At 69.7% G+C, this 22,802-nt stretch carries 21 protein-coding genes (1 of these 21 running past the window's edge); 10 read left to right on the forward strand and 11 right to left on the reverse strand.

Going from position 1 to position 22,802, the window contains the following annotated elements:
* Window positions 1-3: 3 nt before the first annotated feature.
* The gene (locus QHF83_RS37700; RefSeq protein WP_282422894.1) at window positions 4-1,137 is read left to right on the forward strand and encodes an NAD(P)/FAD-dependent oxidoreductase; all 1,134 of its coding nucleotides are present in this window, start codon (window positions 4-6) and stop codon (window positions 1,135-1,137) included.
* Between the two features lies 1 nt (window position 1,138).
* Entirely contained in the window at window positions 1,139-2,128 is a 990-nt protein-coding gene (locus QHF83_RS37705) for a Rieske 2Fe-2S domain-containing protein (protein ID WP_282422895.1), read from the forward strand.
* Here QHF83_RS37705 and QHF83_RS37710 read toward each other — a convergent pair.
* The 3 genes from QHF83_RS37710 to QHF83_RS37720 all read right to left on the reverse strand — a co-directional run bounded on the left by QHF83_RS37710 (window position 2,125) and on the right by QHF83_RS37720 (window position 5,696).
* Window positions 2,125-2,973, reverse strand: coding sequence for a hypothetical protein (locus tag QHF83_RS37710; RefSeq protein ID WP_282422896.1), 849 nt, complete (start codon window positions 2,971-2,973; stop codon window positions 2,125-2,127). The genes QHF83_RS37705 and QHF83_RS37710 overlap by 4 nt on opposite strands.
* A gap of 12 nt (window positions 2,974-2,985) precedes the next feature.
* A complete protein-coding gene (locus QHF83_RS37715) occupies window positions 2,986-4,821 on the reverse strand; it encodes a VWA domain-containing protein (RefSeq protein ID WP_282422897.1) in 1,836 nt (611 codons plus the stop codon).
* A gap of 314 nt (window positions 4,822-5,135) precedes the next feature.
* On the reverse strand, window positions 5,136-5,696 hold the full coding sequence (locus tag QHF83_RS37720; RefSeq protein WP_282422898.1) for a hypothetical protein: 561 nt from the start codon (window positions 5,694-5,696) through the stop codon (window positions 5,136-5,138).
* An 11-nt stretch (window positions 5,697-5,707) separates the two neighbouring features.
* On the opposite strand from QHF83_RS37720, the gene QHF83_RS37725 reads away from it, so the two are divergent.
* Entirely contained in the window at window positions 5,708-6,991 is a 1,284-nt protein-coding gene (locus QHF83_RS37725; RefSeq protein ID WP_282422899.1) for an alpha/beta hydrolase, read from the forward strand.
* On the opposite strand, the gene QHF83_RS37730 is transcribed toward QHF83_RS37725, so the two are convergent.
* The 3 genes from QHF83_RS37730 to QHF83_RS37740 are packed head-to-tail and all read right to left on the reverse strand — an operon-like array spanning window position 6,992 to window position 9,997.
* Entirely contained in the window at window positions 6,992-8,290 is a 1,299-nt protein-coding gene (locus QHF83_RS37730) for a radical SAM protein (protein WP_282422914.1), read from the reverse strand. It lies immediately after the preceding gene.
* A 2-nt stretch (window positions 8,291-8,292) separates the two neighbouring features.
* Window positions 8,293-8,667 carry a hypothetical protein gene (locus tag QHF83_RS37735; RefSeq protein WP_282422900.1) on the reverse strand — a complete coding sequence of 125 codons (375 nt, stop codon included), beginning with the start codon at window positions 8,665-8,667 and terminating at the stop codon, window positions 8,293-8,295.
* Window positions 8,668-8,710: 43 nt separating this feature from the next.
* Window positions 8,711-9,997 carry a radical SAM protein gene (locus QHF83_RS37740; RefSeq protein WP_282422901.1) on the reverse strand — a complete coding sequence of 429 codons (1,287 nt, stop codon included), beginning with the start codon at window positions 9,995-9,997 and terminating at the stop codon, window positions 8,711-8,713.
* Window positions 9,998-10,085: 88 nt separating this feature from the next.
* Between QHF83_RS37740 and QHF83_RS37745 the strand changes: the two genes are divergently transcribed.
* Window positions 10,086-10,370, forward strand: a complete 285-nt coding sequence (locus QHF83_RS37745) for a hypothetical protein (RefSeq protein ID WP_282422902.1) — start codon at window positions 10,086-10,088, stop codon at window positions 10,368-10,370.
* 386 nt (window positions 10,371-10,756) lie between these two features.
* Here the strand turns inward: QHF83_RS37745 and QHF83_RS37750 are convergent, their stop codons facing one another.
* Window positions 10,757-11,416, reverse strand: coding sequence for a hypothetical protein (locus tag QHF83_RS37750; protein ID WP_282422903.1), 660 nt, complete (start codon window positions 11,414-11,416; stop codon window positions 10,757-10,759).
* A 238-nt stretch (window positions 11,417-11,654) separates the two neighbouring features.
* Here QHF83_RS37750 and QHF83_RS37755 point away from each other — a divergent pair, with 238 nt between their 5' ends.
* The 3 genes from QHF83_RS37755 (at window position 11,655) to QHF83_RS37765 (ending at window position 14,810) form a co-directional block, all read left to right on the forward strand.
* Window positions 11,655-12,257 (forward strand): RNA polymerase sigma factor, encoded by a 603-nt coding sequence (locus QHF83_RS37755; protein ID WP_282422904.1) that lies wholly within the window; start codon window positions 11,655-11,657, stop codon window positions 12,255-12,257.
* Window positions 12,254-13,081 (forward strand): hypothetical protein, encoded by an 828-nt coding sequence (locus QHF83_RS37760; RefSeq protein WP_282422905.1) that lies wholly within the window; start codon window positions 12,254-12,256, stop codon window positions 13,079-13,081. The genes QHF83_RS37755 and QHF83_RS37760 overlap by 4 nt, the downstream gene beginning before the upstream one ends.
* 61 nt (window positions 13,082-13,142) lie before the next feature.
* A complete protein-coding gene (locus tag QHF83_RS37765; RefSeq protein ID WP_282422906.1) occupies window positions 13,143-14,810 on the forward strand; it encodes a hypothetical protein in 1,668 nt (555 codons plus the stop codon).
* Here the strand turns inward: QHF83_RS37765 and QHF83_RS37770 are convergent.
* The 3 genes from QHF83_RS37770 to QHF83_RS37780 all read right to left on the reverse strand — a co-directional run bounded on the left by QHF83_RS37770 (window position 14,807) and on the right by QHF83_RS37780 (window position 19,059).
* Window positions 14,807-16,903 (reverse strand): ATP-binding protein, encoded by a 2,097-nt coding sequence (locus QHF83_RS37770; RefSeq protein WP_282422907.1) that lies wholly within the window; start codon window positions 16,901-16,903, stop codon window positions 14,807-14,809. The two genes, QHF83_RS37765 and QHF83_RS37770, sit on opposite strands and share 4 nt — an antisense overlap.
* Window positions 16,904-17,075: 172 nt before the next feature.
* Entirely contained in the window at window positions 17,076-18,251 is a 1,176-nt protein-coding gene (locus tag QHF83_RS37775; RefSeq protein ID WP_282422908.1) for an SUMF1/EgtB/PvdO family nonheme iron enzyme, read from the reverse strand.
* A 40-nt stretch (window positions 18,252-18,291) separates the two neighbouring features.
* Window positions 18,292-19,059, reverse strand: coding sequence for a fumarylacetoacetate hydrolase family protein (locus tag QHF83_RS37780; RefSeq protein WP_348980510.1), 768 nt, complete (start codon window positions 19,057-19,059; stop codon window positions 18,292-18,294).
* 52 nt (window positions 19,060-19,111) lie between these two features.
* Between QHF83_RS37780 and QHF83_RS37785 the strand changes: the two genes are divergently transcribed.
* From QHF83_RS37785 to QHF83_RS37795, 3 genes are read left to right on the forward strand one after another with little or no spacing between them, the layout of a single operon-like run.
* On the forward strand, window positions 19,112-19,672 hold the full coding sequence (locus QHF83_RS37785; RefSeq protein WP_282422910.1) for a SurA N-terminal domain-containing protein: 561 nt from the start codon (window positions 19,112-19,114) through the stop codon (window positions 19,670-19,672).
* Window positions 19,669-20,778, forward strand: coding sequence for a POTRA domain-containing protein (locus QHF83_RS37790; protein WP_282422911.1), 1,110 nt, complete (start codon window positions 19,669-19,671; stop codon window positions 20,776-20,778). The genes QHF83_RS37785 and QHF83_RS37790 overlap by 4 nt, the downstream gene beginning before the upstream one ends.
* A gap of 36 nt (window positions 20,779-20,814) precedes the next feature.
* Complete coding sequence (locus QHF83_RS37795; RefSeq protein ID WP_282422912.1) at window positions 20,815-22,377, forward strand: hypothetical protein; 1,563 nt, start codon at window positions 20,815-20,817, stop codon at window positions 22,375-22,377.
* A gap of 7 nt (window positions 22,378-22,384) precedes the next feature.
* On the opposite strand, the gene QHF83_RS37800 is transcribed toward QHF83_RS37795, so the two are convergent.
* Window positions 22,385-22,802, reverse strand: partial view of a trypsin-like peptidase domain-containing protein gene (locus QHF83_RS37800; RefSeq protein ID WP_282422913.1) — the 3' end only. The gene runs 716 nt beyond the window's last position; 418 of the gene's 1,134 nt are visible here — the last part of the coding sequence; the start codon falls outside the window, past its right edge — the gene reads right to left on this strand; its stop codon occupies window positions 22,385-22,387.

The following is a 22,802-nucleotide window of genomic DNA, read 5'->3' on the forward strand; positions in this document are numbered from 1 at the left end:
CGCATGCGCGAAGAGACGGAGGTCATCGTCGTGGGCGCCGGTCCGTCGGGGCTCTCCGTCGGGGCGTGCTTGCGGTCCCGCGGCATCTCGTTCGAGATCCTCGAGCGATCGGGCGAGGTGGGGTCGTCCTGGCGGAACCATTACGAGCGGCTCCACCTGCACACCGTGCAGCGCTTTTCCGCATTGCCAGGCATGCCCTGGCCCGCCGGGACGCCGACCTACCCGTCGCGGGCGCAGATGGTCAGCTACCTCGACGCGTACGCCGGCGCCTTCGATTTGAATCCGCGGTTCGGCGAGGACGTCCGCTCGGCGCGGCGCGTCGACGGCGGGTTCGTCCTTCGCACCGAAGCGAATGAGTACCACACGCGTGGGCTCGTCGTCGCCACGGGGTACAACCGCGTCCCCAACGTCCCGACCTGGCCGGGCGAGGCCTCGTTCGGCGGCCCGATCCTGCACAGCTCCCGCTACAAGAACGGCGATCCTTGGCGGGGCAAGCGGGTCCTCGTCGTCGGCGCGGGCAACTCCGGCGCCGAGATCGCGCTCGACCTCTGGGAGCACGGCGCGAAGCCCGCCCTCTCGGTCCGCGGCCCCGTGCACGTCGTGCCGCGTGATTTGACGGGCGTCCCCTCGCAGATCAGCTCGCTCTTCCTGTTCTCGCGCCTGCCGCCCAAGGTCGCCGACGCGATCTCGCTCTTCGCCCTCGATCGAATGCTCGGGGACCTCACGCCGTACGGTTTTACGCGGCCGAAGCTCGGACCGATCTCGCAGGTGATCGTCGAGAAGCGCATTCCGCTCATCGACGTGGGGACGCTGGAGCTCGTCAAGCAAGGGCAGATCGATGTGGTGAAGGACGTGCGCTCCTTCGACCCCGGCGAGGTGCATTTCGTCGATGGGACGACGCGCCCCTTCGACGCGGTCGTGCTCGCGACGGGGTATCGGACCGGGATCTCCGAGTATTTCGAGGACGCGGAGGGTTGGCTCGACGAACGTGGGTATCCGCGTTATTTCGGCGAGCCGGTCCCGGGGGCGCCGGGGCTCTTTTTCATCGGCTTCCGGAACCCGCTCACGGGCGCGCTCCACGACATCGCGATCGAGGCCCAGCGCGTCGCGGATCATCTCGCGGGGGAGAAACGTTGAAATGGCCGAGCTCGATCACTGGCACCCAGTGCTCTTCGCGGACGAGCTCGGCCGGAAGCCCGCGCACGTCCGCGTCTGTGATCGCGAGCTCGTCCTGTTCCGCGCCTCGGATGGAACGGCGACGCTCGGCGCGCTCGCCGACGTGTGCCCGCACCGGGGCATGCGCCTCAGCGAGGGGCGTGTGGAGGGCGGGCGGCTGGTTTGTCCTTACCATGGCTGGTCGTTCGCGCCGGACGGCGAGGGCAAAAGCCCCGCCACGCCCGCGGCGCGCCCTTGCGCGGACGCCTTCGACGTGGTCGAGCGATACGGCCTCGTCTGGATCAAGCGCCGCGGCGCAGAAGCCGCGTTCCCCGCGCTCGACGTGAGCGGATATCACCTCATCGGCAAGACGCGGCAGCGGGCGGAGGCGCCGCTCGAGGTCACGCTCGACAATTTCATCGAGGTCGAGCACACGCCCGAGGTCCACGCGCTGCTCGGGTATCCACGCGAGCGCATGGCGGAGGTCACGTGCGAGGTGACGAGCACGGAGACGAGCGTACGCGTCTACAACGAGGGCCCGCAAAGAGCGCTCCCGCGGCCGCTCTATACGCTGCTCCAGATCGAGCCCGGTGATGCGTTCGTCGACGACTGGACCACGTGGTTCTCGCCGGTCTACACCGTCTACGATCAATACTGGCTCGATCCGGCGACGGGGCAGCGGCGGCCGAACGCTCTGCGGATCGCGATCTTCTTCGTGCCCGTCACGACGGGACAGACGGACATCTTCGCGCTCTCGTACGCGCTCGCAGCGCCGTGGGACCGTTATGGCCTCAATGCCTTCGCGTATCTGCTGACGCGCGCCTTCGTGGTGATGGAGCTCCGGCGCGACGTCGCGCTCCTCGGCAAACTCGCGGACAAAAGCCCCGAGCTTCGCGGCAGATCGTTGAGCCGCTTCGACAAACCGCTCGGACTCGCGCGAAAACGCATCGAGACGATCTATCGCGGCGGCTAGATCGCCCGATGCGCGCGCTTCACCTCGTCGGCCGCTTCGAGCGCCGCTTCCATTTCCTGCACGAGCTCGTCGGCGGCTTCCTGCTCCTTCGCGGCCTGCGCCTCCCGCATCGAGGCGTCGAGCCGCGCCGATGTTTTTCGAAGCGCCTCGGCGACCCGCTTTCCTTCCGCCGACGCCGGATCCACGCGCCGCTCGCGTAACGACCGGATCGCCGCGTCCACCGCGGGCGCGAGCGGCGCTGCCAGCACCGGATCGGCGCGCCGGAGCTGCTCCTTCACGCCGCGCGCGAGCGCGAGCATCTGCCCCGCGGGCGAGCCGTCCCGCTTCTTTTTCCACGTCCACGCGGCGAACCCGACCACCGCGGCGATCGCAACGCCCGCGCCTGCCTGCAAATACGGCATCACGCCCGGCGCGACCTCCACCACGGGCGGCGGCGGCAGCACCGCCTCGACGCCCTGGCCGACGAGCGAGCCCTTGAACTCCTCCCAGCCCATGAGCCGCTTTTGCAGGGCGATTCGCTTGTTCACCACGAGGCACGGCGCCTCGACGCCCGCCGCCGCGCACGCCTCCGCGCCCGAGCCCGTCGCGACGAGCTCCATTTCGTGCGTGTCGACACTTCGTTTCGTCAGGTGAAACCCGCCCGATTCCACCTCGACGAGCCCGACCGGATCGATCGACGCGCCCCCGGGCGCCTCCTTCGGCCAGGTCGTCGTGGCTGCATCGAGGATCGAGCCGTCGTGCTTCGACGTGTAGAACCCGCGCAGGGTGATGGTTTGTCCCGCCGTGACATCCACGTGCACGGCGGGTTGGTCGAGCGGGATCCTGAGGACGATCGGATCGGACATGCTCGTCTCAGCCTAACGCAGGTGCGAGCGGCTCGCGGTCTCGAGCAGCATGGCGAAGAGGAGCGGATCACCCATGCCCGTGCTCTGCGCCGCGTGCTCGCGCATGCGGGCGAGGCGATCGGCGTCCTTCAGGAAGAGCGGCTCTTCGAGGGTCTTCGCCGCTTCGCGCAGGATCGTCTCGCGCTCGGTGAGCAGGCTGATCGCGTAATTCTTGTCGCCCCCGGCGACGTTCTGGGCCGCGCGCGCCAGCGTCTCGCCCGCCGCGAAACCCTGGATCGTGCGGGCCACGGAGCCGTCGATCGTCGCTCCGCTCGCCGCGTCGGAGTCGGCCCACTCGACGTCGATCGGGAACTCCTCGGTCACGTTTTTCTTGGAAATGCGGTCCTTGTACTTGAGCTCGACCAGCGCGAGCTGCGACTTGCCCACGCCGGCGCCCGCGCGGAGCTGGAAGAGCAGCGCGTGGCTATCGCCAGCGGCGAAGGCGGGAATGAAGAATCGCATGCCGCCCTCGGTGTCCTCCTTGCGGTCCTGCTTGATGTTGTCGCGCTTCGCCGCCTGCTCGTCCGCCGCGACCTCCTGCGCCCGCACGCGCTGCGCCTCGGCCTCGGAGAGCCGGCGCGAGCCGTAGACCTTCAGCAGATCGAAGCCCTTTTTCAGGCGCACGCGGACCTCGACGGCCGTCGCCGCGGGGTCGAGGCGCTTGTCGAGCTCGGTGCCGAGCGCCGGGGCGATCTGCGCCGCGTCGCGCAGGTAGTAATAACCGCCCGCGCCGTCCTCGGCGATCGCGCTCATGAGCGCGCCGTCGTAGTCGGCGCCGAGGCCGAACGTGCTCGTTTGAATGCCCTTCTGGAAGGCGTCGAGCGCGAGCTTCGAGATGCCGCTCGCCGACTTGATGCCGCTGTTCGCGCGGCCGTCGGAGAGCAAGAGGACGACCTTCACCGCGTCCTCGGGGATGGTCTTCGTCTCGGCCTGCGCATACCCGAGCTCGAGGCCGCTCGAAATGTTGGTGCCGCCGCCCTCCTTGATCTCGGAGATCACCTTCTTGATGGCCTCGCGGCGCGCGCCGACGGGGCCGTCGGGGATCTTCACCTCGGCGTCGCTCGAGAACGTCACGAGGGAAAAATCGTCGGTCGGGGCGAGCTTGTCGACGAGCGCGCTCGCGGCCTCGCGGGCCTGCTTGATCGACTCGCCTTGCATCGAGCCGCTCACGTCGAGGACGAGGTGCACGGAGAGGTGCGGGCGCTCGGCGGGTTTGTCGGGGCTCGATTTCAGCGTGAGGCGGAGGTGGAACGGGCTGCCCGAGGGCGGGAGCTTTCCGCGTTCGAGGCCGGCCTGGATGCCGAGGGCCTTGCCCTTCGGGACCTCGAAGCCAGTGACGTAACGGGCGCCGACGTCCGAGACGAGCTCGCGCTCGCCCGGCGGGATGATGCCCCGCGCGACGGCGGATTCGAACGCGGCGAGGTGGCCGCCGCCGGGGCGGTATGTCGTGGCAAACCGGCCGTTCGGGTCGATCGTGGGCGCGTCGCTCGCGGCGGGCGGGATGAGCGCCTGGGTCGGGGCTTCCGGCGGGGCGGCGCCGCCGACCTTCTTGCCGGCCGCGGCGGCCTCGCCCGGCCCGCGCGTCCCGTCGCCGCCGCGGATGTCGTACTTGCGCGCCTCCGCCTCCTTGGGATCGGCGGCCAGGAAGCCTTGCTCGCCCTTGGCTCGGGTGTTCGGCTCCGCGGGCGCCTGCGCGGGCGCTTCCTCGTTGCTCGGGGCCGCCTTCGTGCACCCGCCTCCGCCGAGGACGCTCGCCAGGCAAAGGCTTCCGAGGATCATCGAGGTACCGCTCTTCGACATGCGCGACATGGTCATATCCCTCAGGCTCGAGATGTCGTGTTCGGTGCGGTTCGACGGAGCAGGGCCGCGGACGATCTATGGCGGCGTGGCTGATCTTCGCCGATTTTCGAGCGCATGGGGAGCGGGAACTCTCGGCGAAGGTCGTTGTCGAAGCGTCGCCGGGCGAGTGGAGCATCGACTGCTTCGATGCTCGGAAGATCGCGAAGCGATCTTCCCTCGGGGGGTGAATCGGCCGGGCTTTGCCCGGACGAGAGGGGGACGCGAGGCGTCCCCCTCGGGACAAGAGAGCTAGAACATCGAGCGATTGCAAACCGCTCGATGTTCTAGCGGGCGCCGAGGCCCATGGCCGTGTCGAAGGCGAAGAGGAAGCTGCCTTGCAGGGCGACGCCCGCGCCGGCGCCGCGGACCCAGTCGTTCTTGCCAAACCCGATCATCAAGGCCCCGGCCGTCACGTAAAGGACGTCGAGCCCTGCATTCATGAGGAAGATCGTGCGCGCCCTGCGATCCTCGGCCTGCCAGTAGGAAATAGGTTTGTCGAGGCCACGCTGCTTCGCGAGGCCGCGGTAGCCGAACCCGGCGATGACGCCGTCGACCGCGCCCCAGGCGACGTTCTGGATGCCGATCGAGCGTGTGTAGTCGTCGCCGCCCGTGGCCCAGAGCGCGGCGCCCGTGGCGATGCTGGCGACGGCCCAGCTCGTGAGCACGGTCATCGCGCGCGTCTGCGTTTCGAGGTGCGCCTCGCGCGCGGCGATGGCCGCGGGATCCGGCCCTTTCGGCGCAGGCAGGGGCACGGGCGCGAGCGCGGGGGCGGGCGGCTCCGCGTGCGCGATCGCGGGCGCGAGGAGCAAGGTGAGGGCGTGGATCCCGAGGGCGCGCCGTGGCATCGTGGTTTGGAATGTACCAAGACCAAGCGCTCCCCCGAAGACCCTTCCTCGGCCTCGAGTTACGCGCGCGCCCCGCGGAGGGCGCCTCGGAGGGCCTCGAGGTCGTGCGGGTAGCCGAAGGCGGGGCCGCCGCGCTCGCGGGCGTGCGTGCGGGCGATCGCCTGGTGGCGCTGGGAGATGTGACGGTGTCCGAGCCGCGCGCGCTCGTCGCGCTCGTCCGAGGCCTCGTGCCCGGCGCCCCGCTCCATTTCGAGATCGTGCGGGACGGCGCGCGCGTGACGCTCCCCGGCAAGGCCACGCCGCTGCCGGTCGAGCGTATCGCGGGCGCGGAGGTTCGTCTGGGACACGTGACCGTGCGGGAATCGTGGCGGCAAAGGACGCTCGTTGCGATTCCCACGGCGGGCCGTCCTCCTTTCACGACCGTGGTTTTTCTTTCGGGCCTTGGCACGGCCTCGTGCGAGCTCCCGCAGGACCCGGATGATCCCATGCGCGCTTTGCTCTCGGGCCTCGCGGACGCGGGCATCGCCACGATGCGCGTCGAGCGGAGCGGCGTGGGCGACAGCGAGGGTCCGCCCTGCCAAACCACGGGGTTCTTCGACGAGGTGGAGGCCTACCGGGCCGCGCTCGAATCGCTCGCGCAGGACCCGCTCGTGGGGCGGATCGTGATCTTCGGCCATAGCCTCGGGGGCATGATCGCGCCGATCCTCGCAGGCGAGGGAACGCAGGCGCGCGGCGTCGTCGTGTTCGGCACGTCCCAGCTCAAATGGGTCGACTGTATGGTGCGGGCGACGCGGCGGCAGCGCATCCTCGCCGGGATGGAAGGCGAGGAGCTCGAGAGGTACGTCGCCGCGTGGAGCGAGATGCATGCGAGCGTTTGTCGGGAAGGTATGTTCCCGCGGGACGTCTTCGCGAAGCGCCCCGAGCTCGCCTGGCTCGAAGGGCCCTCGTGCCACGGCGAGACGATGTTCGGCCGTCACGTCTCGTTGTTCCAGGAGATCGAGCGCCTCGATCTGCCCGGGCTCTTTCGGACGACGAACGTGCCCGTGCTCGTGCTGCACGGGAGTTACGATTATGCCGCGGCGCCGGACGAGGGGCGGATGATCGCGGACGAGATCGCGGCCGCGTCGCCGGGGCGGTCGCACTTCGTGCTCCTCGACAAGGTGGGGCACGACATGCGCCGGCACGAGAGTTACGCGCAGAGCTACAAGAACCCCCGTGCCGGCGTGTGGGACGACGGGCTCCTCCGCGCGATGCTCGAATGGCTCTCGCACGAGGGGCTCGGGCCCGCCGCCTGATCAGCGAAGATCCTCGTCGACGAGCGCCCACGAGGCGCGATCGAACGGAAGCCCCTCGGCCGGCGCGACCCGCATGACCCGCTCGCGTTTGCCGAGGCGCTGCATTTCGAGGGCGCGGTGATGGCAATACGGGTTGTTCCCCGGTTTGCCGAAGAGGGCCGTCGCCATCCAGGTGCATCCGCCGCGACAAACCTCGCCGTAATAACACGTGCGGCAATACCCCCAGCGCTCCTCCTCCGTGCGATCCCGCATGTGGCGGAGCGCGGACGAGCGCTCCCAGATGTCGCGCAGGGAAGCCTGCCGCACGTTGCCGCCGACCCAGGACTCCGTGGGCAGCGAGGGGCAGCCCTTGACGTCGCCGTTCGACTCGATGCCCAGCGTGGAGCGGCCGGCGCTGCACGAATCGGCATGTTTTTCCGTGGTGTAGCTGCGCAGGAGGTGCTCGAAGGGCCCGTAATAACCGACGTTGTTGCCGGCGAGCATCTTGACGCGCGCGGCGTCGGCGCGCGCCTTGAGCGAGGCGAGCAGCGGGAAGAGCTCCAGGAGATCGTACGGCTGCAAAAGGACGTCCGGCTCGTCGGCGGCGCGGCCGACCGGGACCGTGAGCTGCACTTGCCAGCCGTGCGCGGAGACGTCGAGGATCAGATCGAAGACATGCGGGAGCTCGCAGAGGTTCAGGCGGTTCACCTGCGTATTGACCGCGACCGGGATCCCGGCCTCGCGGCCATTGCGGAGCGCCTGCACGGCCGCCGCGTACGAGCCCGAGAGCCCGCGCAGCCGATCGTGGGTGGGCTCGGTGCCGTCGATGGAGACGGCGATGCTCTGCACGCCGGCCTCCTTGGCCAAACGCGCGCGCTCCGGGGTCATGCCGCGGCCGCCCGTGACGAGCGTGCTTTGCATGCCCGCACGGCGTATTTCCCGGACAACCTCGGTCCATCCTTCGTGCAGGTATACTTCGCCGCCGATGAGCGCGACCTCGCGCACGCCGAGCGCCGCCATCTGCCGGACGAGATCCGTGGCCTCCGCGGTCGTGAGTTCGTCTGGGCGCGACGCGCCCGCGCGCGAGCCGCAATGGCGGCAGGCGAGGTCACAGGCGAGCGTCAGCTCCCAGACCGCGTAAATGGGGCGGCATTCGAGATCGATATCGCGGACCTCGCGCGCGAGCGGGAGATGCTTGCCCCGCGCCTCGCTCGCCATCTGCCCGGCGCGCGGCAAGAGCGGCAGGCCTCGGGGCCGCGTCGCTTGCATGACGGCGCGGCGCTTCTCGGGATCGAGCGGATCGTTCGGCCGATCTTCCACGGTCAAACGCGCAGGATGTCGCAGGCCTCGTCCGGGAAGACGCATCCATAAGGCGGACAGACGTTGTCCACGCACGGGCCGCCGCCGGGGTGGCGCTCCCGGCTTTCGTCGATCGCTTTCTGGCGCTCCCTTGCGAGCTCCTCTTCGGTCTGGACGTCGTTCGGGCCACGGGCCGGCTGGTTGTTACATCCCGCGACGGCCACGGTCGCGGCGATCGCGGCGCCGACGAGGTAACGCTGGGCGCGCGAGAGCTCCGGCGTGAGGGCGTGCGGAGGCGCGCCCGGCTCGGCGGAAATGGCGAGGCCGCAGAAGGGGCACGAGGTCTCGCGGGGGAAGACGTGCCGCTTGCAAGACGGGCAGAGGACCATGGAAGGCATGGCGAGGCTCCTCGGGAGAGGACAACGCAGCGAGCCGCCCTTGTCAATCGGAAGCGATCGGCAGCCTGCGCCGCGGCGCGTCGCCGGTCAGCGGGCTCGCCGTTTCCGCCCCGAGCGGCTCCTCGACGAGCTCGAAGAGGCCGAAGTCGTAGGGCCGTTGCGGCGCGTTTTCCCGCTTCTCGATGCGCTCGCGCACGCCGCGTTTCTCGAGCTCCTTCACCCGGTGATAACAGAAGGGATTGTTCCCGCGTCGCCCCAGCGTGCAATGGGTTGTCCACGAGCAGCCTGCGCGGCAATACGGGGCGAAATAACAGGTCCGGCAGAATCCCCAGAGCTCGTCCTCCGTCCGCTCGCGGGCAAACCGGAGCGCCTCTCCGTGCTCCCAGATGGCGTCGAGCGAGAGCGCGCGCACGTTGCCGCCCGCGTAAGGCGCCGTGGGCAGCGAGGGACAGCCCTTCACGGTCCCGTCGGATTCGATGCCGATGCCGGAAATGCCAGCGCGACAGCCGCTCCAGTAGGCCTCCTGGCCGCCCGGTCGCGAGCGGAGCAGGGCCTCGTGCGGGCCGTAATAACCGAGGTTGTTGCCCGCCACGACGTCGAAGATCCATCCCTTGCCCTGGGCCTCGCTCGCCGCCTCGCGCTGGATGGCCGCGAGCGTGTCGATGATCGGCACCACGTGCCACGGCTCGACGATCCATTCGGGCCGATCCGCCGCGCGTCCCATCGGCACCGTGAGCTGCACCTGCCACGCGAGCGCACCCCGAGCGCGGATGTCGGCCGCGATCTCGCGCAGGACGCCCATGTTCAGGCGATTGATCTGTGTATTCGCGGTGAGAAGGAGGCCCGCGGCGGCGCCCGCGTCGAGCGCGCGCATCGCGGCGGCGTGGCTGCCTCGGTTGCCGCGGAGCTCGTCGTGAATCGGGGCCGTCCCGTCGACGGAGACGCCGAGCACCGTGAGGCCGGCGTCGCGGAGCTTTCGCGCCCGTTCTACCGTCATGGCGCGGCCGCCCGTCTGCATGACGACGCGCAGCCCATGCCCGGCGAGGCGCCCGATGACCGTGTGGATGTCCTCGCGGAGATACGCCTCGCCGCCGATGAGCACGACCTCGCGGCAGCCAAGGCGGGCGAGGCTGTCGGCGACGTCGAGGACCTCGGTCGTGGAGAGCTCGGCGCTGCGGGCGTGGCCGGCGCGGGACCCGCAATGCTGGCAGGGCTGATCGCATTTCATCGTCAGCTCCCAGACGGCGAAGAGCGGGATGGGCGCGTCGCCGTCCTCGGGCCTGCGCGCGCGGGGGGCGGGGGTCGTCTCGGGGCTCGCAGGCTCGGCCATGGGCGCCGAGCTTAACCGTTTCGTGCTTTCGTGTCGCGGGGCGCGAGGGCGCTTGACGAGGCTGCCGGGTCGTTGCGATCATCACGACATGCCTCCCAGCCTCGTCCTCTGCTCGGCCTGTGGGTGTCATGCGCGATCGACCGAGAGCGAGTGCCCTCATTGCGGCGCTCGCCTGCGCGGCGAGGGCGGCACACCGCTCCGCAGCGCGGCGGCGCTCCTGCTCGGGCTGACCCTCGCGGCGGCGGCGGCCGAGGGCTGCGTGATGACCGCGGCCTATGGCGGTCCGCCGATCGACGGATCGGGCGGAGGAGGGAAGGGCGGCGCGGGAGGCGCGGGCGGCGCGGGCGGCGCCGAGGATGCCGGGACGGATTGAAGCAAGGGGGCTCCGACCATGTCCACTTCGACCCGACCGTGTACGATGTGCCGTGCCTTGAATTCGCTCAAGGACCCTCATTGCCGGGTGTGCAATTGGTTTCTGGGATACTCCGCGGAGGACCGCCCGCCCCCTCCTGAATCTTGGCCGGAGCCGCCTCCGGTCCCTCCTCCGTGGGATCCATCGAGCGGCGCACCGCCGCCGGTCCCGGGGTATGGCGCGCCGCCGCTGCCGGCCAACGCGTCGATTGTACGGGAAGAAGGATTCGGCCCGCCGCCCATGCCGCCGAATCCTCCCACCTTGGGCCCCTCGCCGCCGGATTGGGTTCCGCCGGGGTTCATGCCCCCGCCGAATCCCCCGGACGACGAGGGCGAAGAGAAGTAAGCTCAATCGCCTGCGCACACGCCCGCGCTGCACACCTGGCCGCTCGGGCAATCGCAATCCACCTGGCAGGGGATCTGCGGCGCGGGAGGCGCCTCGCAATAGCCGCCGACGCAGCTCTGGCCCGTCGGGCATTCGCACGACGCCGCGCAGGCGACCTTGCACGCGCCGTCGATGCACGACGAGCCGCTCGGACAATCACAATCGGCCACGCAGTCGACCGGCTCATAGCCCCCTTCGCCGCCGGCGCCATTGCCGCCGGTGCTGTACCCGCCGGCGCCGACGCCGACGCTGCCGTAGCCGCCGGCCCCGTCGTTGCCGGAAGGGTTCGGCAGCGGCGCGCCCGGACAATCGTAGGCGCCGAGATCCACGCACCCCGCCTCGATCACGCAGATGCAGCCCGTCTCCACCAGATAGGGCGTCGACGCGTGCTTCGCATTGCAGCCATCGATGCACGCGACGTGCGCGCTCCCGTCGATGGCCCCGCAGCCGGCGAGGTGATCACACATGTCGAAGCAGATCCCGGCCGGCCCGTACTCGCCCTCGCCGGACCCGTCATCGTCCCACGAGCCGTTCCCGTGCTCGATGTAGCACCCGCCCGTGACCGTCACCATGGACAGAAACAACCCGAGAGCCCAAGCGTGGGCCGCGCGACGCGTCATCATTCGTCACCTCGAACGGTGGTAGGTTTTTCCCGACGAAGGCTCGCCACCCGCGCGCCTCCCGTCGATTCGTCCGTGGGTGCCCCGTACCCCGCCGTTCGTTCAAACCTTTTCTGTTTGTGCGAGATGGCACATCATGAGGAGCCCCCGGAACGTCCTGCCGGACCGGTTCACCCCGGAGGGCACGAAATCGACGTTGGGCGTTGAACGAAGGGCATCTTTCCGGGCACGAAGGGGGGCGATGAGGGCCCTCGATCTGCTTGCGCCTCTCTTCTTCTCGCGCCCCACGGCCAGCGCCGCCCGGGCCGAGGAAGAGCTCGTGGAGCGGCTGCGTCGCGGCGAGAGCTCCGCGATCGCCGAGGTGTACGACGAGCACTACGCCACCGTGCGCGCCTTCGCCCGCCGCCTGACCGGCGATGACGCGGCGGCCGAGGATCTCGTCCACGACGTGTTCGTCAGCTTGCCCAGCGCGGCGCAACGCTTCCGCGGTGAGTCGTCGCTCAAGACGTTCCTCGTCTCGATCGCCGTGAACCACGCCCGCCATCACCTGCGCTCGGCCGCGCGACGTCGCGCGGCCCTCGAGAGGCTCGGCCGCGAGCCTTTGCCGGACGCGCCGAACCCGGAGCGAGACGTGAGCCGCGCCGCGCTGGCCCGCGCGCTCGACCGCGCCCTCGATCAACTCCCCGTACCGCAACGTGTGGCGTTCGTGCTCTGCGAGGTCGAGGATCGCAGCGCGCGCGAGGCCGCCGAGATCATGGGCGTGCCCGAGGCCACGGCGCGCACGCGCCTGTTCCACGCGAAGCAGAAGCTCAGGGCCCTGCTCGAAGAGGAGGAGAGCCAATGAACGACGACGTGCTCCGCGCTGCGACCCGCGCGCTCCGCGAAGAGGCCGACGCATCGATGGGCCGGCAAGACGAGACGCGCGCCCGCGTACTCGCCACGCTGAAGGCGCGTCGCGCGCGCAAACTCACGGCGATCCGCGTGATGGTCCCGCTCGCCGCCGTGCTCGTGGGTTCGGTCGCGTGGGCCGAGGCGACGCACCGATTGCCGGACGTCTGGTACGAGCTCAAGCACGATCTCGGGTTCGGTCGAGACGCAGAAGAGGCGCCCGCGGAGGTGATGCCGAATCCGCCGGCCGCGGTGCCCGTCGCGAAAAACGTGAAGGGGGCGGCCCCGGCGGACGTGCCCGCGGAGAAGGCGGAAGCACCCGCGGAGAAGGCGGCCGAGCCCGAGGTTCCGCCGCCGAGCGAGCCCCAGGTCGCGTCCGTCGATACCGTTGGTACTCCAATGGTTGCGGCTCCAAGGATTGCGGCAGCGGAGCCCCCGAAGCCGAGCGAGAAGGCTGCCGAAGCAGCCGAAGCCCCCGCCGCCGCGCCTGCGCCTCGGGTCGACACGGACGACGCGCTGTACCGCGCGGCCCATCAGGCCCATTTCGTCACGCGTGATCCCGCCGCCGCGCTCGCGGGATGGGACGCCTATTTGCGGGCAGCGCCGCGTGGTCGTTTCGCGCCCGAGGCGCATTACAACCGCGCGCTTTGCCTCGTGCGGCTCGGGCGAACGGCCGAGGCCGAGCGGACGCTCGAGCTCTTCGCCTCGGGCTCGTTCGGCGGTTATCGCAAGGCCGAGGCGAAAGCGCTGCTCGACGCGATGCGCGGCCCCACGCCGTGATACCCTTCGAATCGTACGCGCCGAAAGAACGAATGGGTCGCCTCCGGGCACGAAGTCCGCGATGAACCGAAACGACGCCGCCACGAGGGCCTCGCGCGCCATTCTCCTCGCGCTCCGCGTCTCCTTGCTCGCCGCGGGCCCGCTCGCCATTTCCACGTATGCCGGCGCGGCGCTCGCCGAGGAGCCCGCGAGCAGCGCCGTCGTCCTCGTCGTCGAGGGTTTGCCCTGGGACGTGGATCCGGAAGCCGTGCGCGCGGCGATTGGTCGCGAGATTGGCAAGACCGTCGTCCTTTCGGGCGCGGCGCCCGCGGGCAAAGCGTCCTTCGTTCTGCGCGGCGAGGGCGGGCGGCGCGTGACGCTGACGTATCGCGCAGGCGGCGAGGGAGCGAGCGTCGGTCGTACGATCGATCTTCCGGACGACTCCGATCGCGCGGCGGAGACGTTGGCCTTGCTCGCCGGAAACCTGGCGCGCGACGAGGCCGCCGAGCTCGCGGCATTGCTCGGCAAACGGCCCGAGGACGAACCAGCGGTCGAGCCGAGCGAGCCGCCGAGTGATGCGCCGAGCGACGCGCCCGTCGAGCCTCCCCCCGTCGCAGAAAACAGCGAGCCTCCGGCGCAGGAGCCACCCGCGAAGGTGACTCCGCCAAAAAACACCCCCGCGCCTCGCAAGGCTGCGCCTGCGCCGGCTCCCGTGCCTGCGGTCGGGCCCCCCGCCACGCCCACGCGGACGCCCTCGCTCGAAGAACTCGCGCCTTGCTGGCGTCACGATGCCACGCAATTTTTTGCAGGCGCCAACGTGCTTCCGCGAGTCGGGACGTCGACGAGCCGGGGGTCGAACGTCGTGCACAACGTCTCGGCGAACTTCCTCGCCGGTTATGCCACGGGCCTCGATGGCCTCGAAGTCGGCGTCGGATTGAACATCGAGCGCGAATTCGCCTGCGGCGTGCAGCTCACCGCCGTCGCGAACATCGTGGCCGGCCCCGTGCGCGGCGTGCAAGCGGCGAGCGGATTCAATTTCGCATCCTCGCTCCGCGGCGTGCAGATGGGCGCCATCGATATCGCCGCGGGTCCGGTCTACGGCGTGCAGATGGGCGCCCTCGACATCGCCGGCGACGTGGTCGGCGCTCAAATAGGCGCGTTGAACATCGCGGGGGGGGCCGTGTCGGGGGTGCAGATCGGCGCCGTCAATGTGGCCACGGGCCCCGTGAAGGGCGTGCAGCTCGGGCTCGTCAACTATGCGGACCGCTCCAGTTTGTCGTTTGGCCTGATCAACATCATCCGCCGCGGCCGCCTGCACATCGATCTCTGGGGGCAGGAGACGGGCATCGTGATGGCCGGCATCGAGCACGGCGGCGATTACATGCACAACATCTACGGCATCGGCACGCGCCTCGTGGGGAGCGAGCGGCGACTCGCACTCAGCTTGGGCCTCGGCGGGCACGTGCAGATCTCGAAGCGGTTCTCCCTCGACCTCGATCTGCTCGGTTATTCGCTCCACGAGATGCCGAGCCTCGCGCCCACCGCGTTCCTCGTGCAGGTGCGCGCGGTCGCTGCTCTGGAAATCGGCGCGCGCCTCGGCGTCTTCGCGGGCCCGAGTTACACGGTCGTGAATGCACGTTCGGTGGAAGACGCCCTGCTCGCGCCTTACGACAGCTCCGGGCTGGATCCGACCAATGCGAACCCCATTCTCGGCTGGCCCGGCCTCACGATTGGCATGCGGATGTTTTAAGCGCGCGCCGCGACCGACGACAAGACACGCTCGAGCTCGGTCGGATCGATCGGCTTCGTCATGTGCAGATCGAAGCCCGCTTCCCGCGCGCGGCGGCGATCCTCCGCGTGCCCGTACCCGGTCTGCGCGATGAGGTACGCCCTCGCCGTCGTCGGATCGGCCCGCAGCGCCCGCGCGAGCGCATAGCCGTCCATTCCCGGCAAACCGAGGTCGCAGAGCACGACGTCCGGCGCGAGCCTGCGCCCCACGTCGAGCCCCGAAGGCCCGGTATATGCGACCTCGGCGCGATACCCGAGGAGGACGAGCAATTTCTGGAGGATGTCCGCGGTGTCGCGGTTGTCCTCGACCACGAGCACCCGCAAAGTCTCGTCCCGCGAAGGAGAGACGGGCCGGGCGGGCGCCGGTTGTCCGATGGAACGCGCTGGCGCGGACGAGAGAGGCAGCCGCACGCAGAAGGTCGAGCCGCATCCCGGCCCCTCGCTGTGGGCCTCGACGGATCCGCCGTGCAGCGTGATCAGGCTCCGTACGAGCGAGAGCCCGAGCCCGAGGCCGCCGCGCTTTCGATCGAGGCTGCTGTCGGCCTGGCTGAAGGTCTCGAAGACACGCGGGATCATGGACGGCTCCATGCCGATCCCCGAATCCTGCACCACGATCGTCGCGCTGTTCGTCGCCGGATCCGTCACGAGGCAAGCGAGCACCTGTCCGCCCGCGTCCGTGAATTTGAGCGCATTGTGCAGGAGGTTGCCGATGACCTGCGCCAGGCGCGTGTGATCCCCGAGGGTCCAGACGGGCTCGTCCGGCAGCGAGACCAGAAGCTCGATGCCATTGCCCCGGAACGCAGGCCCGTAATCGTCGGCCACCTGGCGGACGATCCGCGCGAGGTTGCACGGCTCGCTGCGCAGCTCGATCTTGCCGCGGGCGACGCGCGATACGTCGAGCAGGTCGTCGATCATCCGGGCCATGTGCGTGACCTGCCGCTGGATCATCTCGCGCGTGCGGACCACGTCCGGCGCGGTGCCGCCCGTGATGTCGAGGACCTGAATGGCCGTACGAATGGGGGCGAGGGGATTGCGCAATTCGTGGGCGAGCATCACGAGGAACTCGTCCTTGCGGCGATCGGCCTCGCGGAGCGCCTGCTCGCTCTCGCGCAGAGCCTGCTCGGCGCGCTTTCTCTCCGTGACCTCTTGCACGACCACGTTGATGCCGAGGAGCGTGGACGCCTCGCCATGCACGGGGTGGACGCTGACCAGCCAATGCCGATCCCCCTCGGGGCGCTCATGACGGAGCTCGCAATTCGTGACCGCCTGCCCCGTGTCGAGGACCTGCTGGCACAAATCCTTGAACGGCGTGGCCTCGGGGATGAACTCGCCGAGCGTGCGGCCGAGATGCTCGGATACGGGCCGGCCGGTGATACGCGCGAGCGTCTCGTTGACGTGCACGTACCGGAGCTCTCGGTCGAGAAAGCAGAGGCCCACCGGCGCGGTGGAATAGACGTTCTGGAGGAGGGTGAGGTGGCGCTGCGCCGTCTGTTCGCTCGCCCGCAGGTTCCGGACCAGGCGATTGCGTTCGAGCACCGCCGCGACTTGATCGCTGAGGAGTTGCATGATCTGGAGCTCGTCGGCGTGGAGGCGCGAGCGCTTGGTACTGGCGAACGCCAGGGTGCCAAGCAGGCGGCCGTGCGACATCAGCGGATATCCCGCATAGGCCAGCACGCCCGACTTTTTCAGCTCCGCACCCTGACAAAGGTTCGAATGCTGGAGATCGAGGGCGATGAGAGGTCTTCGGGTCGCGGCGATGGTCCCGGACATGTACTGGCCGAACGAGATCTGCCGGTATCGTAGCTTGTCCTCGGCCGAGATTCCCCCGGCCGATTCGAGGACGAGGGTGTCCGGCGCTTCGCCGACCATGTAATTGAAGTAAAGCTCGACGCCGAGGTCGGTCGCCAGCTCCTCGAAGAGCGACCCGAACAGCTCCGACGGCTCGTCGCAGAGGACCAGCCGACTCGCCGCTTTCGCCAGGATACGCAGATGCGTGGGCTCGGCACGCGTGTGCTCGGGCGTCTCGGTGGCGAGGGCGAATTTCCGGTGAGGCAATTGAACCGATCAGGCGACGCCGAGGATTCCACCTCGGTACGGTCCCGTTCCCTGTGCCGTCGAGTGTACTGCGAGGCAGGCACTGCGCCACGTCGACGCTCGTGGAGGCCGAGGCGGATCGGAGCGTATTGCCGTCAGGCAGGAGACTCTCGATGTTGCCGATTTTCGGCTTTCAGATGTCCTTGCAGCAGCGGAAACCGAGGTGGTAATTCGCGTGGCTGTTCTCGCTCGCGAGGCGCGTCTCGTGCCAGCTCGGCGCGCGCCAGCGGCAATCGTCCTCGTGGGCCTCGATCGTCGCGAAGACGAACCAGCTCCCCTTCATTTCCGTGAATCCGAGCCCCCCGCTCACGGCGAGCTCCTCGGGCAACGTGGGCAGGTTCATGTGCTCGGCGGCATTGCCGTGCATGTCGAAGACGCCGAGCGGGCTCCGGCAAGCCGGGAAGGCGCCGGCGGGATAGGTGTTCGAGCCGCACTGGTCGTAGCCGCCGCCCGGACAACCGGGGGTGCGGCTGCTCGACGTGCCGCAGAGGGCGTGGTTCTTCGCGGCGCCGTAGGCCCAGACCTTTTCGCGTTTGTAGTTGTGGTACCAGGTCGCCTCGGCGCGCGGGCGCCCCCATTCGTACTCGGCTTCCGGCGTGTGGACCGCGCCCGCGCAGGCGCCCTCCCATTCGTGCGTGTCGCAGATACGCTTGCCGATCGCGCGGCAGAGCGCCGCCGCCTCGCTCGCGCGCACGTGCACGACCGGGTATTCGCAGGGCAGGTTCGGGAATTCGAGCTGGTCGATGCAGACCCGCGCGTCGGCCTCGGTTTGGCCGGACGAAGGATCGTGGAGCGGCACCATGGAAGGAGCCCCGCAGGCGGGCACGTTCGCCTCCGTGACCCCAGCCTCGAGGCGGATGCGCCGGCACTCCGAGCGCGACATCGGGTGGCGCGAGATCACGGGGTTGCCCTGGCCGAGCACGGGCGAGGCGTCGAAGATGGCGCGTACCGCGTCAATATGCGTCTCCGACAAACCAAGGCCGACGCGCATGCGATCGAGCAGGCGCGCGCGCTGCGCGTCGAGCGTCTCGGGCTCCTGGTCGAGATCGTCCGGGGCGAGCGCGCGGGGCGGCGGAGGCTCGGGGACGAGCGACGCGAGCCTGCGCCCTTCGAGGCGCCGCTGCGGAGGAAGGGTGACCGAGAGGACGAGCGTCGCGGCGGTCCCGACCGCGAGGAGCACGAGCGTCGCTTCGGCCAGGGCGCGCCGTCCGGGGCGCGTCGCCTTCGGCGCCTCGACGAGCGTCGAGGCGAGGGGCGGCACGGAGTCGGGGCGGGGAGGATCGAGGGACGTCACGATCGCGCCGCTCATTGTGTCCACGCCTGCCCGGCGTGGCCAAGAGAGCGGCGGCCTAGCCGCGCGCGCGGACCGGGTTGCGCAAGGTCCCCACGCCCTCGACCTCGACCTCCACGACGTCGCCGGCCGCGATGGGACCCACGCCGTGCGGCGTTCCAGTCGCGATCAGGTCCCCGGGTTCGAGCGTCATGACGCCGCTGATGTACGCGATGAGCCGCGCGATCGAGAAGATCATGTCGCGCGTATTCCCGTCCTGCCGGATCTCCCCGTTCACGCGGCAACGCACGGCGAGCGCGCTCGGATCGATCCCGGTGACGAGGAGCGGGCCCGTGGGGCAGAAGGTGTCGAACCCCTTCGCGCGCGTCCACTGGCCGTCCTTCTTCTGCAGATCGCGCGCCGTGACGTCGTCGACGCACGTGTAGCCGAAGACGAAGTCGAGCGCGCGCTCCTCCGAGACTCGTCGGCAACGCGCGCCGATCACCACGCCGAGCTCGGCCTCGTGATCGATGCGGCTGCTCTCCTCGGGCAGCTCGATCCCATCGCCCACGGCGACGATCGACGAGGGCGGCTTGAAGAAGAGGAGCGGCTCGGCCGGGACGTCGTTGCCGAGCTCGGCGGCGTGCGCGCGGTAGTTCCGACCCACGCACACGATCTTGGTGGGCGTGACCGGCGCGAGCAGGCGCGCGCCGGCGAGCGGCACTTCCTCCCCGGTCTCGGATGCTCGCTCCCAGGGCGCGCCCGCGAGCAAGCGGAGCTTGTCCCCGTCGAGGCGCGCGAAAGCCGCGCGCCCCTCGCCTCGATCGATGCGTGCAAACGTGGTCATCGTGCCTCCGAGGAGCGTAGCATGACAGGTGATGTCGCCCTTCCGGATCACCATGGCATTCCTCTTCGCGTTCGGCGTGATGCTCGCGGCATCCACGCCCGTCCGAGCCGAGCCCGTTCGTCGTGTCGTGGTCGATCGGATCGTCGCCGTGGTGGATCGCGAGGTGATCACGCTCGTCGAGGTGCGCCGCCGCGCCGCGCCGCTCCTCCGGGGGCTCGCCTCGGTCGATGAGGCGACACGGCCGGTCGCCGAGGCCCGCATGTACCGCGAGCTCGTGAGTCAAATGGTCGACGAGCGGCTGATCGCGCGGCGCGCGCGGATGGCGTCGATCGTGGTGGCGGCGAGCGAGATCGACGCGGCGATCGACTCGCTCGCGCAGAAGAACAACCTCTCGCGGGATGCCTTGCTCGCCGAGGTCCGCACGGCCGGGCACTCCGAGGCCGACTACCGGGACGATGTTCACAGGCAGCTCCTCCTGTTCAAGTGCTTGCGCGTGTACCTCGCGGGGAAGAAGAAGGGGCTCGCGGAGCTGAACGACGCGCTGGTGCAGGAGGCGTCGCGCGCGATGCTCGAGGAGAGCAAGCGCGAGGTGCACATCGAGGTGCGACTGTGAACACGCGCGCCGGCCTGATCCTCGCGGCGTTCGTCGCCCTGAGTGCACCAGCATGCGGCGGCGCGGGCCAGGGCACGCGCACGACGGCGCCGGCCAAGGACGCAGGCGCGAAGAGCGAGCCGGCTCGTGCGCAGGATCCTACGGTCGTCTGTGCAGACACGCGCGAGAGCGGGCCCGCGGATCAGATCGCTCGGATCGAGATCCAGGGCGCCGGTGTGCCTCCGGAGCTCTGCGCGCGCGTGAAGCACGGGATCGGCAAACCCTTGGACGAGCAACGAGTCGACGACGACGTCCGCGCGCTCTACGCGGACGGCCGGATCGAGGACATCATCGTCCACCGCGAAGAGGGCCTCCGCACGGTGCTCGTCTACGGGGTGCGGATGCGGCCTCGCGTCGTCGCCTTCGAGATCGAGGGTGCGGATCCCTCGGGGGCCTTGCCTGCGGGCGTGGTCGTCGAACGACCCGAGGTCGCCGATCCCGGGCTCGTCTACGCGATGACATCCGACGCGACCCGCAAGATGCTGGACGCCGGCTACCTGCACGCCAAGGTCGACTTCGAGATGACGCCGCGCGACGGCGGCGTGGCCCTCGTCATCCGCGCCACGCCCGGACCCCGCGCGATCGTGCGCGCCGTGCGCTTCGAAGGACCTTCGTCCGATCGCGCGCGAGAGCTCTCCGCCTCGATGCGAACGACCGCGGGAAAGCCGCTCGATCGCCTGGCACTCGAGCGCGACGTCCTCGTGATCCAGGCCGATGGTTACGACAAGGGCCGCCTCACGACGAACGTCGCGGCGCCCGATATCGTCGCGTCGGACGACGGCGCCGCCGTGGAGATCGTCCTTCGCGTGACCGAAGGCCCCATCTTTCGGCTCCGTAAGGTCACCTTCGAGGGAGATCTCATCGGCCCGGTGAAGACCTACGAGCGCGACTTCTGGACCCTGAAGTCCGGCGCGATCTTCTCGCGCACGAGCGCCGCGGCAGACATCGAGCGCATCCGCGCCTTCCACGAAGCCCGCGGCAGCGTCGTCGACGTGAACCCCTCGGTCGAGCTCGACGCGGCGCATGAGACGGTCGACGTGACGGTACGCATCGAGCAGCGGCGCTAGCTCTCGCTCGGCGGGGCTTCGCTACCATGCGCGGCCATGCGCAAGCTCCACGCTTCTCTCGCTTTCCTCTCCGTCTTCTTCGCCGCCGCCGTGGCGAGCGCAGCCGACGTCGAGGCGGACCCGTCGAACTACCGCGACCTCCTCGACACGTTGAAGCCCGGCGACACGCTCGTCTTCGCCCCGGGCACGTACACGCAAGGCCTGCCGATCACGAACCTGAACGGCACCGAGGCCGCGTGGATCACGGTCCGCGGCCCTGCCTCCGGCGCGCCCGCCGTCTTCGAAGGCAACGCCTGCTGCAACACCGTCGAGCTCGTGAATTCCTCGTACATCGCCGTCGAGAACATCACCGTCGACGGGAAGGGCATCGCCTCTGTGTTCGGCGTCAGCGCCAAGAACGGCACGAACAACGTCGTCCACCACGTGCGCATCGAAGGCTGCACCTTCGTCGGCCAGAACGGCTCGCAGCAGACCGTGGCGATCTCCACGAAGACCCCGACCTACGGCTGGATCGTGCGCCGCAACGTCATCGACGGCGCCGGCACGGGCATGTACTTCGGCAACTCGAGCCACGCCGATCCCTTCGTGGGCGCGGTCATCGAGTACAACCTCGTCAAGCGCACGATCGGCTACGGCATGCAGATCAAGAACCAGAACGCCTGGCCCGCGCACGCTGCGCTCCCGAACGTCGACGCGCCGCGCACGATCATCCGGCACAACGTCTTCCTCAAGGATGACCAGCCGAGCCCGGACGGCCCGCGGCCGAACCTGCTCGTCGGCGGCCCGCCCCCGAGCGGACCCGGCGCCGGCGCGTTCGCGGAGGTCTACGGGAACGTCTTCGTGCACAACATGAGCGAGCCGCTCGTGCAGGCGACCGGCCGCGTCTCCGTGCACGACAACCTCTTCGTCGACGTCGCCGACACGGCCCTCCGGCTCGCGGAGCACGAAGGCTTCCCGCTCCTCTACGCCCGCGTCTACGACAACACCTTCTACGCCGCGAAGCGCGCCGTCGTCTTCGGCAGCGAGGCGACCGAGGGAGATCTCGTCGCGGGGAACCTCGTGTTCGCGGACGAGGCCGTCTCGGGACCGAGCATGGGCACCGGCTCGAACCTCGTCGACGTCGCGGCGAACGCAGGAAGTTACGTGCAGAAGCCGTCGATCGCCCTCGGCGACATGGACTTCTACCCGCTGCCCGGCAAGGCCGAGACGAGCCCGCTCGACACGAGCGAGTTCGTCGACGATCCCGAGCACGCGTGCGACTTCAACGGCAGCCCCCGCAAGGACTTCGCGTTCCGCGGTGCGTACGCGGGCGCGGGCACGAACCCCGGATGGAAGCCGGCCGAGGCCATCAAGCCGGAGGTCGTCTGCGGAGGCGGAAGCGGAGGCGCGGGCGGAAGCGGAGGCGGAAGCGCGAGCGGAAGCGGAGGCGGAGGCGGGAGTGCAGGCGCAGGCGGCGACGGCGGTGGAGGTGGAGATGCGGGAGACGACGGGGGCTGCGGATGCCGTTGGGGCGCGAACGAGCCGGCGGGGCCTCTGGTGTCTGGGTTGCTCGGCCTCCTCTTGATCCTCGGCCGCCGCCGCCGTTGCACCTCGGCCTGATCGCCCGTCACATCGCGACGACCTCCACGGGGACGTCCCGCTCCTTTCCTTCACGGATGACCGAGAGCTTCACCTGGCGGCCCGGCCCGACGTGATCGAACGCGTCGAGCAGCTCCTCGTTCGTTCGCACGCGCTTGCCGTCGATCGCCACGATCACGTCGCCGAGCACCACGCGCTTGCCGCGGGTCACGCGCACGCCCTCGAGCCCGGCCTTCTCCGCGGGCGAGCCCTCGATCACTTCATAAATGACGACGCCCTCGATCCCTGCGCGTCGCGCCGCGCGATCCAAGGTCGGGCTCACCTGCACGCCGATCCCGGCGACCGAAGCGCGACCCTTCTCGATGAGCTGGGGAACGAGCCGGGCAACGGTGTCGACCGGGATCGCGAAGCCGATGCCCGACGACGCGCCGCTCGGGCTGTAGATC

Origin of the sequence: Polyangium sp. 15x6 (genome assembly GCF_029960785.1) — a bacterium.
Lineage (GTDB): Bacteria > Myxococcota_A > Polyangia > Polyangiales > Polyangiaceae > Polyangium.